Here is a 12,468-nt window from a genome sequence, read left to right as displayed (position 1 = left end):
CAACAACCTGAAGCGCGATGACGATTCGTCCAAATCTCATCGCGCTTCAGCCATGAAAAGGGGCCGCGCCGTCGCGCGGCCCTCGCTGTTCGGGACGAACGGCCGTCGTCCTCAGGACTTGTTGAACTGGAGCGGCGGCGGCGTCAGGTTGAGCTTGAAGGGTGCGACCTGCAGGCCCTTGGCGTCGAGGTCGAAGCTCGTCAGATCGACGGTCCGGAGCACCTGATCCCTGTAGCCCTTGATGTAGTACTTCTTCGCACGCAGATCGGCGATCGAGGTCCATTGCGTGTATTCGAGCTCGCCGCCCTTCGCCGCGGAGTCGATGAAGCCGATCGGGATGTCGAAATTGTTCATGATGTGCTCGACGAGGCGCACCGTCTGCGGGCCGTCGGCAACCTGCTTGGCCGAAGCGGCGTAGCCCAGTGCCCGGATGAAGCGCGAGGGCGGCGTTGGATCGCCGGGAATGCCAAGCAGGCCCGAGCCCTGGCCGAAGGGTTCGAAGCTCTTGCTTCCGATCTTGAGCGGGGCAGCGCCGACCGGCGAGATCCTGACGTAGTTGCGGACATTGGTGAGATGCCAGTCGAAGGTCGGCGAGTTGGTCAGGACACCGAGCGGGTTGTCATAGACCTTGAACTTGCCGTCGATCGGCTCGATCACGATCGAGGCGCCTGTGGCGTCATGGATCGGGAAATGGAAAGGCAGGGTGAAATTCACCATCGGCGCGGGCAGGTCGACGATCACCGCCTTGTCGAGCGCCGCCTTGACCTCCGCGACCGTCGCGAAGTTCGAGAGGACCCAGGTCAGGAACTCCCAGGGCGCGAGCGCCGTGCTCGGATCGGCCTTGTCGACAGGTGTGTAGCCGGCAAAGCCGGGGAAATAGAGTGCGCCGCCAGCGAGGCCCTTCTCATTCATGCCGTCCGAGACGAAGGGCTGGCCGAAGCTCATGACGCCGACGAAGCCGTAGCGGCTGCTCCATTTCGGGGCCGCCATGTTGGCCGGACGCGTGCCGATGAATTCATGGTTGCGCGGTACGACGACGACGTCGGACTGGGTCTCCAGCGCGTACTCCAGGGTGCGGCCATAAACGGGCGTGCCGTCGGCCGCCAGCAACAGAATGTTGGTGCAGGCCTGCGCCGGCGCTGCCGCCGCCATCGTGCCCGCCAAGACAGCGGCAATGCCCCGCCTGAAAAATCCCCGGCCCCACTTGATCATGCCTCTGTCTCCTTGTTGAAGCGGCTGTCTTGATAGGTGGATGGAGCCGCAACAATCGTGAACATGCGCGGCCTCTCATCGCGTTCTGCGCCGAAAAGCAGCGCTGCGGTGAATCGGTGATTAATTGCCCGACTCGGCAGCTCTCCTGGTTCGGAATCATCTCGGTGCCGCTCGCACTGGCGCCAGTCGTCGCGACCTCGCCGATCTTGCTCCATAGCCGCCTGGCCTGACTGGCTCAGGCGAAGCTCGTTCCGGCAGATGCGCTGGATGCGTCGACGCAGCGAGCGATGCCTGGTGAACTGGACAAGGTTGCAGATCAGGCTCGCGCCCAGCGCGAGTGCCGATGCGCCGATAGGATCAAACGGCAGACGCTGAAAAAAATAGAGGCCGCCTCAGTTGGCGGCCTTTTTCGACTCACAGGATCGACGTCAGATATTCCAGTTCCGTACGGTGGCGCACCTGCGACTCATTCACCTGCAGCGGGCGTCAAACGCGAAGGGCCGCTGCTCTGGGACAACGGCCCCTCATGCGTCCGGGTTTCAATGATTCCGAAATGAAATGGCTTAGCCAGCCCCGGACTTCCATTTTTTCCCGGTTGACAAATCCTTGCCACAACAAATGTGAATCGGACCCCGTATTTTTTCCGGGTTCATACGGGGACACCACGTTCCAGAATCGACTCGCCAATCCAGCGCTCGCGTAGCAGCATGGTACCTGCAAGGTGCGGTAAGGGAGTGGCTCCATGGAAAGATTCATCGCCTCTGCAAACGTGGACCACTACCTGGACCTGCTGAAGATCCCGGACATCTCGACGCATGCGCGGTCAACGATCACAAAGCTGCTGATCGAGGAAGAAGACAAGCTTGGCCGGGATTGCGCTCAACTCGAGTTCGTCGAAAGCAAGGCTGCAACATGCCGTGCGCGCGCCGACCGGCAAAGGCGATTGATGGATTCATTCGCCCCTGGTTCGGACGATTGGGTGCAGGCCGAAAGGCTGCTCGTCAATTTCGAATCGCTTGCCCAGTTCGTCGAGAGCTTCTGTCATCAGATGCGCCGCAGAGTGAATGATCATCCCCTTTGAGAGCGGCCGGAGCCGCATTGACGGAGTTCCGGGATTCATTTCGGCTTTCCAATTCGCCTTGTGCGCACAACTGAACAGACGCGGATCCGTTTATGGATCCAAAATGGATCATCACCGCGCGGATCCCGGGCACTATCGGTGACGAGGACGCCGATCGCGCTCCCGCCTTCCTCGCATGGATATGAGAACGCCATGTTCAAGCGGCGACGTTTCAAGCAACAGCTGACCCTCCAGGACCGGCTTTCCGCATGGGTGAAGCAGGTCCAGCAGCAGGCCTCCAGGCTCCCACCGGGTGCCGAGCGAGACGCCCTCCTCAAGAAGGCCCGCCAGGCCGACGTCGCCAATCATCTGCACGACTGGGTCAAATCGCCCGGGCTTCAGCCACCGAAATAGCCGGCAATCGGTGTTGCCCTTCGGGAGCGAAGGCTGCCGCGCATCCACGGCGCGCGGCCGGTGCGCCGTCATGTTTCCGCAATCTTGGCGCACCGAACCTTTTCGCGGTCTCAGGCCTTCTTTGGGGATGGGACCGCAACTCCGGGGACCTCAGTCATGACGGACAACGACACGCAGCACGATGCGATCAGACGCAATCCCCTGCTGGAGGCAGCGCAGAAGGAGATGGTGAAGTTCGAGCGCAAGGAAAACGAGTTCCGCAGGAAGGACCGTGAAGAGCGCGCCGCCGAGCTCCGCCTGCCCTTGAACGAGATCAGGATCCACTAAGGCCCGCCAGAACGGGCGTGGGCCGAGGACCGTACTCCATGCCGGCGACCGCCTGCCGATCACGATCCGGCATCGCGGATGCGTGGCCTGTGAAGGCACCACGCGCAGGTTAAAGGTATCTAAATACTACCTATAAGCCATTGGCGTGTCAATGAAATTTCCAGGCACCCTACTGTGCATGGGGTTGTTTTCCAGTTTTTGAAAGTCGAGGCGTGCCTGGTGCCATCCACCGGATGGGCACGGCCGCCGTCACCCGGCACGCAAACCCGCCTACAGCACCGCCAGCAGCACCAGGCCAGTCACCAGCACTACGAAGCCAGCCGCCGTCGCGGCGGCAAATGACCGCTCTACGTTATCCATGATGCCACCCCGTTGTCGGCGGGCCACGTTTCCCCCATGGCCGCGCCGAACGGATAAAATCTTGCCGACGGGTGTGTCGGCAGTGGTGCGAACGGATGTCGAAATTGGGACGGGTGCGCGGTCAGTCTGCGGCCGTTCGCGCGCGCTTCCCATGCCGACCCCTACAGGCTTTCTTAAGCCTGCCGGCCGGCGCGCGGGTCCCTCTCATCCCGGGTCAGGCGCAGCGAGAAGGCGCGGATCGCAGGCGCCGCCAGCAGCACGATGGGCAGCATCGCAGCCCATGCGATCAGCCACGACACCATCCAGTGCCGAACGAAGATCATCGGGCTGCCCGCGGGCAAGCTGGCGATTCCCGCCGCGACCAGCGAGGTCAGTCCGGACTGGATGATCCCGAAGACGAAATGGGAATAGCGGCGGGGAATGCCGAGCATGAGGTATTCCTGGGTGCTTGCCTCGTCAGGCAAGCAAGGCACATGCCGTCACCTGGTGGGGATCTGGAAGCCTCGGCGGGAACCCAGCCACGCCTTGACCCCTTGCCCGGGTGCAACCTGAACGGAGTTCAGGAACTCTGTTCATGGTCGGAGAACCACGGAGCGCGCGAGCGCCCTTTCACGCGCCGCAGCCCGCCGACGGTTCCGTGTAGTCCGTAGCCGCCCGGGATTGATCCGACGGTGGTTTGGGATTGGACTGCGCGCGCCCGGGGCCTTGGGGGCGAGGCTCCATGCGCGCGATCGGTGCCTGCCATGCCGCTCTATTTCTTTCGAATCCGCAACGGCCGCTATTCCGGCTGCGCCGACCAGGCGACGGAATTTGCCAATCGCGATGCGGCGTGGAAGGAGATGACCAGCGTCTGCGCCGACATGACCGCCGGCATTGCCCGCAAGCTCCAGGAAAATTCCGAATGGCAGATGGAGCTGCTGGACGAGGCCAAGGAGCCGGTGTTCCGGATCCGCATCGTTGCCGAAACCCTCGACTAGCAAGGCCTTTGGGATCAGTCCGCGCTGGGCAGCCGCCGCATGGTGAACTCGATGTCGCCGCCGGGCAGTTCGCGCCAGGTCTCGACCGCACTCATGTAGCCGGCCTTGGGGTAGCGGGCGAAGAAGGCCTGCGCCCTTTCCCGCGCCGCCGCGCGCGGCAGCGTGAAGGTCTCGCGCAGATAGCCGTCGCCGGCCGCCTGACCCGGCTTGCCGGCCATCTTGCGCCGGCGCACCATCCGCTCGGCGAGATCCCGCGGACGATCGGCCATGTCCTGCCCTCCTCTACGCGCTCCGCTCTCAGCCAAATGTAGGGCGCGGCCCGGATCAAGAGGAGTCCTGTCCGAAGGCGTCGTGTCGCCCCCGAACGGGGCTGCGGTCAGTTGGCGGCGGTGCCGCTCTTGGTCTTCTTCGGAGTACCGGTTACGGCCGATGCCTTCGATCCCGCCGGCTGCTTCGGCGGATCGGCGCGCATGCCGCCCCAGGGATCGTTGGACGCCTTGGAATCCGGGATCTTCTTCAGCGTTTCCTTGTAGGCCTTGTCGCGCTCGGCTTCGGCGGCCTTCTCCTCCGGGGTCTTGCTCGGGGCATCCTGCAGCAAATTGAGATTGGGCATTTGCGCGTAGGCAGGTCCCGCCAGCACGGCCAGCACCGCGGCCAAACGGAAAAGCTTCATCATCGACTCCTTGATCATCCATGGCGCGCGGATCGCCCGCGCCGTGTCATCCTTGTCTCAGCCCGGTCGCAACCTGAGGCCGCTCAAGGCCGCGTGGGCCCGCTAGAGCCGATCCGATCTGCACGATTTGGGGGCATGCAGCCAGTCGTCCCAGATCGGACCGCATTTGGTGCACCCGCTCAGCGCAAGACCGAGCGCGACCATGCCAAAGACGAGGACACACCGACGCAACATCATCCACCCGTACCCAAGCAGGGCATCATACCGGTCCAAGTCAGGCAATTTCAAGCCGACGGGACCGGCGCGAGACCGGGTGACTTTGCCGCGCCGATGCGCGCACAATGAGGCGAAACATCCGGCAACACAGGAGAGTGCGACAGCAATGCAAATGCAGCCAGAAGCCGAGTTCGGCCTCGCCGACGCCCGCCGCATCCTGGGCGAGGTTTTTGCGCCCTGGGTCCAGGATCTCAACCTCGCGGTCGAGCGCATCGAGCACGCGCAGCCGGCAGACGTCCCGGACTGGCAGCCGGGCGCGCTGCTGCGCATGCCGTTTTCGGAGCGGCTGTGCCGGAACGGCGGCGTGGTCTGCGGCCAGGCCCTGATGGCGCTTGCCGACACCGCCATGGTGATCGCGATCCTCGCGGCCAACCGCGGCTACCGCCCCATGACAACGGTCGACCAGACCACGCATTTCATGCGCGCGGTCTCCTCAATGGACGTGCTGGCGGATGCGCGCGTGGTGCGGCTCGGGCGCACCATGAGCTTCGGCCGCGTCACGCTGCTTTCCGCCGCCGATAGCAAGCCGGTCGCGATGGTGTCGAGCGCGTTCGCGATGCTGCCGGGGTGAACGCTCTCCGCTTCAACGTCGTAAACAAAATCTGAAACGCTGTGCAAGTAGCGCCAGTATTGAGTTTAGTTCAATGTAATTTCTATGCACTAATTCACAATCATCAGCAGGACCTGACGCGGATGATCGAGAAGCGCGCATCGCAACGTCACCGTGTTTTCAAAGGTGGAACGATCACCTTCGAAAACGGCGGCATCGCTTGCACGGTGCGAAACATGTCGGCTGGCGGCGCGGCGATCGATCTGGACGCCCCCGTCATGCTGCCGCAATCGTTCGAGCTCTCGATCGCGCGCGACCGTTTCGCACGGCATTGTCGCACGGTCTGGCGCAGCGACAAGCGCGTCGGCCTCGCCTTCGTGTAGTCGTGCACACGGTGTGAATGACCGTTCGCATCGTACGCGCGATGCCGATCCATGTTCGCCCGATACGACGACCACGCCATCGCAAGCGATGCAGCAAGAAGTCGTCCGCCGGGGCGATCGATCATGCGCGACCACAACGACGGCGCCTCGCGGCTTGGCTGCACCACAAACAATGCGAGTGCGAGCCCGGCCGAAATCAAACCGGCAGGTCCGCAGGATCAGCCTCACTTCATTTCGGCTTCTTGGCAGGTTCGCTCGGGCGGGCGCCGCCCCACGGGTCGTACTTGTCCTTGGGCTCGGGAATGCGCTCGAGCGCGGCCTTGTAGGCCTTCTCGTCGACCTTGGGCGTGTTGTCCGCCGGCTTGGCTCCATCGTTGGGCGGGCGCCGGCCCTGCGCCTGGGCCGAGGCAGCCGTCAGTGCCAAGACCGCCGCCGCTATGACCAAAATCCTCATCGGTGCAATCCCCCTCGTGTGGGGTACAAACTAGCCGGCTATCGGGGAATAGCAAACGCCCACGGTTCGGCGCCTTCAGCAAGTTTTGATTGGCGCGGACTTCGTCGGATCGCATTCGTGCCTATTTGTCGGTCCGCAGGGGACCTTCACGGATGTTGCGGATTATTTCTCATGCAGCGCTGCTCGGTGGCGCGCTTGGTCTCGGCGCTTGCGGCTTTGCCGACAGCCGTGCACCGGTGCCGGAATTCATGCGCATGAAGGAGGCGGAGCAGCCGCCGCCCGAAGCGCCTCCCGACGTCAAGCGCTTGGTGCGCGAGCAGATCGACGTCGTCTTTCTCGCAACGTCCTATCCGCGCGAGGTGCACGTCGCCCCGCCCCGTCGCGAGGTGCGAGGACCGGGCTGGACGGCGTGCGTCCGCGCGCAGCTCACCTCCGCGACCGGCACGCCGCTCGGTGCCCAGACCTACATCGTGACGATATCAGGCGGACGCGTTGTCGACCGCCGACGCGCGGAAGAAGACGACATCTGCCGGACCGAGGCTTACGAACCGATCTAGGAACCAGCTCTTGACGATGCGGTTCCGGGAAAAACCAGCATGGCGGCGGGAACGATCACCGCCTCCCCTTCTTGTTACCGCCGAGGGCAGCTCGGAGGAGGACATGATGAGGACGTTTACGATTGCGCTCTTGGCCGGCGTCGGTGCTTTGGCAGCCGCGTCGGGTGCGAAGGCTTCCGATATCTACACGACCAGCGAATACACCAATCCGGATCTCGTCCAGCAGGTGCGGCTCGTCTGCGACGACGCCGGCCGCTGCTATCGCACGCGCGGCGGTTCACGCGTGATCGTCCGCGATTCCTACGATTCCTACAACTACATGCCGCGCGACCGCTATTACGAGCGCCGGACCTATCATCGCCATTGGGACGACGGCCCGCGCGCCGGAGTCGGCATTCGTGCGCCCGGCGTGAGCGTCGGGGTCGGTGTCGACGACCGCTGGTAATCGATCAACGATGGGCGGGACCGGACGAGACTAGTCGCCCGGTCCCGTTCCTGTAATCGTATGGGGTGACGCCGCTATACGGCGGCCGATTGCTGCTGGAACTGCTCGAAGGCCGCGATCGCATCCGCGGCGTACATCAGCGACGGCCCGCCTCCCATGTAGACGGCCATGCCGAGCGTCTCCTCGATCTCCTGGCGCGTCGCACCGAGCTTGACCAGCGCCTCGGTGTGAAAGCCGATGCAGCCGTCGCAATGCGCGGCGACGCCGAGCGCCAGCGCGATCAATTCCTTGGTCTTCTTGTCCAGCGCGCCGTCGCGCGTGGCGGCCTGAGCGAGTAAGGCAAATCCCTTCATGGTGTCGGGAATGTCGCTCCGCAGCTTCTTCAGGTTGGCCGAGATGTTCCTCGTGATGTCGACGTAGTTCTTGTCCATCGGTTCCTCGCTAGCGGGATCTGGCTGTGGTCGGAGCCGCCTCGCGCGGCGCGCGCAAGGCGATGTAGATCGCGGGAATCACCAGCACGGTGAGCAGCGTTGACGAGGCGAGCCCGAACAGGAGCGAGATCGCCAATCCCTGGAAAATCGGATCGAGCAGGATGGTTGCGGCCCCGATCATGGCCGCGAGCGCGGTGAGCAGGATCGGCTTGAAGCGGACGGCGCCGGCCTCCAGCACCACGTCGCGCAGCGACTTGCCCTCGGCGCCGCTGTGCCGGATGAAGTCGACCAGCAGGATCGAATTGCGCACGATGATGCCGGCCAGCGCGATGAAGCCGATCATCGAGGTCGCGGTGAACGGCGCACCCAGCAGCCAGTGGCCGATCAGGATTCCGATCAGCGTCAGCGGGATCGGCGTCAGGATCACGAGCGGCAGACGGAAGCTCCTGAACTGGGCGACGACCAGCACGTAGATGCCGAGGATGGCTGCGCCGAAGGCCGCACCCATGTCGCGGAAGGTCACCCAGGTGATTTCCCATTCGCCGTCCCACAACAGCGTCGGACGCGACTCGTCCGACGGCTGGCCGTGCAGGCTGATCGCAGGCTTCGGCAGCTTGCCCCAATCATGGGCATCGACGCGATCGGCGACCGCGAGCATGCCGTAGAGCGGCGCCTCGAAGCGCCCGGCGAGCTCGGCCATCACCATGTCGGCAAAGCGGCCATCGCGGCGGAAGATCGTCGCCGAGCCCTCCTCCATGGTCGCCTTCACGACCTGGCCGAGCTCGACCACCGTCTTGCTGCCGGGCAATGTATTGGCTGGCACCGGCGTGGAGGCCAAGGCCTCGTCCCAGACCAGGTCGCGCTTTCCGAGATGCACCGCGATCTCGATCGGGTTGCGGTCCTCGCCGCGATGCGAATAGCCGATCGAGGTGCCGCCGAACAGCGTCTGAATGGTGTCGTAGACGTCGCGCTGCTCGACGCCGAAGAATTCGAGCCGGTCCTGGTCGATCGAAAGCCGCAGCCGTGGCCGCTTCTCGCCGATGGAATCGTCGATGTCGACGATGAACGGCACGTCCGCGAAGATCTTCTTGAGCTCGGCCGTGACCGCCCGGCGCGTGGTCGCATCGGGACCGTAGACCTCGGCGAGCAACGTCGACAGCACCGGCGGGCCGGGCGGCACTTCGACCACCTTGATGCTGGTGCCCGCGGGCGGACCGAGCGCCTTCAGCTTCTCGCGCAGCTCGAGCGCGATATCATGGCTCGCGCGCTTGCGCTCGCCGCGCGCAGTCAGGTTGATCTGCACTTCGCCGAACTCGGGCCTCTCCCGCAAGTAATAGTGCCGTACCAGGCCGTTGAAGTTGAAGGGAGCCGGCGTGCCGGCATAGGATTGCAGCGAGGTGACCTCCGGCAATTGCCGCGCAATCTCGGCCGCGCCGAACAGCGTGCGCTCGGTCGCCTCCAGGCTCGCCCCTTCCGGCAGGTCGACGAGAACGGCGATCTCGGACTTGTTGTCGAACGGCAGAAGCTTGACGGTCACCGACTTGGTCGCAAACAGCGTCATCGACAGCAGCGTCGCGACGCCGACGCCGACCAGGAATATCCAGGCCGACCGCTTGCTCCGCACGATCGGCGTGGCGAAGCGCCGGTAGAGCCGGCCGAGCCGGCCTTCATCGTGGGCCGCATGCGTCGGGGCAATGTCGCCCTTCGGCGCGAGCTTGAGCATCAGCCAGGGCGCCACCACCATCGCCACGAAGAACGAGAACAGCATGGCAGCCGACGCATTGGCCGGGATCGGCGCCATATAGGGGCCCATCAGGCCCGACACGAACAGCATCGGCAACAGCGCCGCGACCACAGTCAGCGTCGCGACGATGGTGGGGTTGCCGACCTCCGCCACCGCCTCGATGGTCGCCTGCAGGCGCGGCCGGCCGTCGCGCATGGCCCAGTGCCGCGCGATGTTCTCGACCACGACGATGGCGTCGTCGACGAGAATGCCGATCGAGAAGATCAGCGCGAACAGGCTGACGCGGTTGATGGTGTAGCCCATCAGATTGGCGGCGAACATCGTGAGCAGGATCGTCGTGGGAATCACGACGAAGGTCACCAGCGCCTCGCGCCAGCCGATCGCGATCGCGATCAGCACGACGATCGAGAGCGTTGCAAGCCCGAGATGGAACAGCAACTCGTTGGCCTTCTCGTTGGCCGTCTCGCCGTAGTCGCGCGTCACCGTCACCTGCACGTCTTCGGGAATCAGGCGCGACTTCAGTCCTTCGAGACGTTCGGCGATGCTCTCGGACACGACGACCGCATTGGCGCCGGCCCGCTTGGCCAGCGCCAGGCTGACGGCGGGCGTGCGCGTCCACTGTCCGGCGCCGTCACGCGATTCGGTCCAGACCCGGTGCTCGACGGTGCTCGGGCCGACGATGACGGAGGCGACGTCCTTGACGTAGACCGGCCGGCCGTCGCGGCTCGTGATGAGCAATAGTCCGATATCGGGAATGCCGGACAGCGTCTGCCCCGCAGCGACGCTCCGCACGATGCCGGCATCGCGGACCTGCCCCGCCAGGAACGACCGGTTGGCGTCCTTGACCTTGGCCACGAGCTGCTGCAGCGTGATGCCGAACAGCGACAGTCTCTCCGGATCGGCCTCGACCCGGATCTGTTGCGCCGCGCCGCCGGATATGTAGGTCAGGCCGATATCGTCGACCTTCATTAGTTCCGCGCGCAGCTTGTCTGCGAGCTCGTAGAGGTCCTTGTCGGTCCAGCGGCTGGCAGCTTCCGGCTTCGGCGACAGCGTCAATACCGTGACCGCGACGTCATTGATGCCCCGGCCGACGATCAGCGGCTCGGGAATGCCGACGGGAATGCGGTCGAGATTGGCGCGGATCTTCTCGTGCACCCGCAGGATGGCATCCTCGGACTTGGTGCCGACCAGGAAACGCGCGGTGACCATCACGCGGTCGTCCTCGGTCTGGCTGTAGACGTGCTCGACGCCGTCGATGCCCTTGACGATCGATTCCAGCGGCTTGCTCACCAGCTCCACCGCGTCCGCCCCGCGCAGGCCGTCGGCATTGACACGGATGTCCACCATGGGAACGCTGATCTGCGGCTCCTCCTCGCGCGGGATCACCACGACGGCGATCAGCCCGACGACGAGCGCCGCGAGCAGGAACAGCGGCGTCAGCGGCGATGCGATGGTCGACTTGGTCAACCGTCCTGAGAGCCCGAGATTCACGGCCGCACCAATTGGTCGCCGGCTGAAATGCCGGACAGGATCTCGAGCCCGTCGGGGTGCGCCGGCGTCGGCAATTCGCGGCCACGCTGCACCGGTACGTCTATCGTGCCGCTGTCCTTCTGCAGCCGAACGTAGTCGATGCCGAACCGGCTCGTCACATAGCTCGAGGGGATGACGAAGGCCGGTCGCATGCCGCCGGAGATCCAGACCCGCAAGCGGTCGCCGACGAAATATTCGCCGAGGCCCTCGACGGTCGCATCCGCAATGACGCGCCCCTCCTCGATTTGAGGATAGACGAGGTCGATGACGCCCGACTTGGCGGCTTCTCCGACGAACTCCGCGCCGTCGATGCGAATCCTGTCGCCCGCCTTGAGCAAGCGCGCATGCCGCTCCGGCACGCGAAGCCGCAGCTTGAAGTTCTGTTGGGCGACGGTGACGATCGGATCGCCCGCGAGCACGACGGATCCTATTGTGATCAACCGCTTCAGCACGCGACCATCCGCCGGCGCGAGCACCTGACCCTGGTTGAGCTGCTCGTTGATCACCGCACGTTCGGCAGTCTTGGCACGCAGGCCGTTCTCGGCGACGTTCAGCGCGGTGCGCTGCTCGTCGAGCTTGATCCGGGGCAGGATACCGCGTTCGACCAGCCCTTCGGTCCGGCTGAAGTCGAGCTGCGCCTGGTTCGCCTGCGCCTGCAGCGCCTCGATCTGCGCGTCGAGCGATTTCATCTGCAACACGAGCTTTTCGTCGCCGATGGTCGCGATTGCCTGGCCGGCGGCGACGCGATCCCCTTCCCTGACCTTGAGCTGAACCACCGTGCCGCCGATGCGTCCGCGCGCCGGCACCACGCTGGTGCTCTCGACCGTGGCGAAGACGGCCTTTTCATCGGCGATCGATTGCCGCGCGACCACGAGCGTTTCGGCCGCCGTCGCCGGTGTTCCAGACGAGCCGATCGCCGCAAAGGCGGCCAGCAGGCCCAAATATCTCATCATACATCGCATGGAACTTATCCGTGTCATGATCAAAGCATCACCACGCCGCTGCGCAGCTCATTTCATCCGCATCGGAATGGGGCATGTTGATCCTGCTCAAGGCGCCCTCACCCGAGCTATCC

At 64.5% G+C, this 12,468-nt stretch carries 16 protein-coding genes; 8 read left to right on the top strand and 8 right to left on the bottom strand.

Features of this window, described 5'->3' with window-relative positions; all coding sequences use genetic code 11:
* Window positions 1-111: 111 nt before the first annotated feature.
* Window positions 112-1,212, bottom strand: coding sequence for a linear amide C-N hydrolase (locus AC1RQP_RS26690; protein ID WP_492939374.1), 1,101 nt, complete (start codon window positions 1,210-1,212; stop codon window positions 112-114).
* A 742-nt stretch (window positions 1,213-1,954) separates the two neighbouring features.
* Between AC1RQP_RS26690 and AC1RQP_RS26685 the strand changes: the two genes are divergently transcribed.
* From AC1RQP_RS26685 to AC1RQP_RS26675, 3 genes are all read left to right on the top strand, one after another.
* Window positions 1,955-2,293: a hypothetical protein gene (locus tag AC1RQP_RS26685; protein WP_492939372.1), complete on the top strand. Its 339-nt coding sequence runs from the start codon at window positions 1,955-1,957 to the stop codon at window positions 2,291-2,293.
* A 192-nt stretch (window positions 2,294-2,485) separates the two neighbouring features.
* Window positions 2,486-2,686 carry a hypothetical protein gene (locus AC1RQP_RS26680; RefSeq protein WP_061882986.1) on the top strand — a complete coding sequence of 67 codons (201 nt, stop codon included), beginning with the start codon at window positions 2,486-2,488 and terminating at the stop codon, window positions 2,684-2,686.
* Between the two features lie 156 nt (window positions 2,687-2,842).
* Window positions 2,843-3,013 (top strand): hypothetical protein, encoded by a 171-nt coding sequence (locus AC1RQP_RS26675; RefSeq protein ID WP_239625026.1) that lies wholly within the window; start codon window positions 2,843-2,845, stop codon window positions 3,011-3,013.
* Between the two features lie 533 nt (window positions 3,014-3,546).
* On the opposite strand, the gene AC1RQP_RS26670 is transcribed toward AC1RQP_RS26675, so the two are convergent.
* Window positions 3,547-3,804 carry a DUF2798 domain-containing protein gene (locus tag AC1RQP_RS26670; RefSeq protein ID WP_492939370.1) on the bottom strand — a complete coding sequence of 86 codons (258 nt, stop codon included), beginning with the start codon at window positions 3,802-3,804 and terminating at the stop codon, window positions 3,547-3,549.
* Between the two features lie 312 nt (window positions 3,805-4,116).
* Between AC1RQP_RS26670 and AC1RQP_RS26665 the strand changes: the two genes are divergently transcribed.
* Entirely contained in the window at window positions 4,117-4,350 is a 234-nt protein-coding gene (locus tag AC1RQP_RS26665) for a DUF6894 family protein (RefSeq protein WP_061882989.1), read from the top strand.
* A gap of 14 nt (window positions 4,351-4,364) precedes the next feature.
* Here the strand turns inward: AC1RQP_RS26665 and AC1RQP_RS26660 are convergent, their stop codons facing one another.
* Both AC1RQP_RS26660 and AC1RQP_RS26655 read right to left on the bottom strand, forming a co-directional pair.
* Window positions 4,365-4,619 (bottom strand): hypothetical protein, encoded by a 255-nt coding sequence (locus AC1RQP_RS26660; RefSeq protein ID WP_492939368.1) that lies wholly within the window; start codon window positions 4,617-4,619, stop codon window positions 4,365-4,367.
* A gap of 107 nt (window positions 4,620-4,726) precedes the next feature.
* Window positions 4,727-5,023 carry a hypothetical protein gene (locus AC1RQP_RS26655; protein WP_239625030.1) on the bottom strand — a complete coding sequence of 99 codons (297 nt, stop codon included), beginning with the start codon at window positions 5,021-5,023 and terminating at the stop codon, window positions 4,727-4,729.
* A 382-nt stretch (window positions 5,024-5,405) separates the two neighbouring features.
* On the opposite strand from AC1RQP_RS26655, the gene AC1RQP_RS26650 reads away from it, so the two are divergent.
* The gene (locus AC1RQP_RS26650; RefSeq protein WP_028181100.1) at window positions 5,406-5,870 is read left to right on the top strand and encodes a PaaI family thioesterase; all 465 of its coding nucleotides are present in this window, start codon (window positions 5,406-5,408) and stop codon (window positions 5,868-5,870) included.
* Between the two features lie 122 nt (window positions 5,871-5,992).
* Window positions 5,993-6,232: a PilZ domain-containing protein gene (locus tag AC1RQP_RS26645; protein ID WP_061882991.1), complete on the top strand. Its 240-nt coding sequence runs from the start codon at window positions 5,993-5,995 to the stop codon at window positions 6,230-6,232.
* Between the two features lie 229 nt (window positions 6,233-6,461).
* Here AC1RQP_RS26645 and AC1RQP_RS26640 read toward each other — a convergent pair whose 3' ends face one another.
* Complete coding sequence (locus AC1RQP_RS26640) at window positions 6,462-6,686, bottom strand: hypothetical protein (RefSeq protein WP_027577068.1); 225 nt, start codon at window positions 6,684-6,686, stop codon at window positions 6,462-6,464.
* 152 nt (window positions 6,687-6,838) lie between these two features.
* Here AC1RQP_RS26640 and AC1RQP_RS26635 point away from each other — a divergent pair, with 152 nt between their 5' ends.
* Both AC1RQP_RS26635 and AC1RQP_RS26630 read left to right on the top strand, forming a co-directional pair.
* Window positions 6,839-7,243, top strand: coding sequence for a hypothetical protein (locus AC1RQP_RS26635; protein WP_492939365.1), 405 nt, complete (start codon window positions 6,839-6,841; stop codon window positions 7,241-7,243).
* A 103-nt stretch (window positions 7,244-7,346) separates the two neighbouring features.
* Window positions 7,347-7,688, top strand: a complete 342-nt coding sequence (locus tag AC1RQP_RS26630) for a hypothetical protein (protein ID WP_492939363.1) — start codon at window positions 7,347-7,349, stop codon at window positions 7,686-7,688.
* Window positions 7,689-7,762: 74 nt separating this feature from the next.
* Here AC1RQP_RS26630 and AC1RQP_RS26625 read toward each other — a convergent pair whose 3' ends face one another.
* Genes AC1RQP_RS26625 through AC1RQP_RS26615 form a run of 3 tightly spaced genes read right to left on the bottom strand, consistent with a single transcriptional unit; the run spans window position 7,763 to window position 12,343 of the window.
* A complete protein-coding gene (locus tag AC1RQP_RS26625) occupies window positions 7,763-8,119 on the bottom strand; it encodes a carboxymuconolactone decarboxylase family protein (protein ID WP_239625037.1) in 357 nt (118 codons plus the stop codon).
* Window positions 8,120-8,129: 10 nt separating this feature from the next.
* Window positions 8,130-11,354 (bottom strand): efflux RND transporter permease subunit, encoded by a 3,225-nt coding sequence (locus AC1RQP_RS26620; RefSeq protein ID WP_492939361.1) that lies wholly within the window; start codon window positions 11,352-11,354, stop codon window positions 8,130-8,132.
* Complete coding sequence (locus AC1RQP_RS26615; RefSeq protein WP_239629315.1) at window positions 11,351-12,343, bottom strand: efflux RND transporter periplasmic adaptor subunit; 993 nt, start codon at window positions 12,341-12,343, stop codon at window positions 11,351-11,353. Before AC1RQP_RS26615 ends, AC1RQP_RS26620 begins: the two co-directional genes overlap by 4 nt.
* Between the last annotated feature and the right edge of the window lie 125 nt (window positions 12,344-12,468).

The organism is Bradyrhizobium sp. GW821-FHT13H06, from assembly GCF_058803975.1.
The sequence above is the reverse complement of the archived record's forward strand: the minus strand, read 5'-3'. Positions and strand labels throughout refer to the sequence as shown.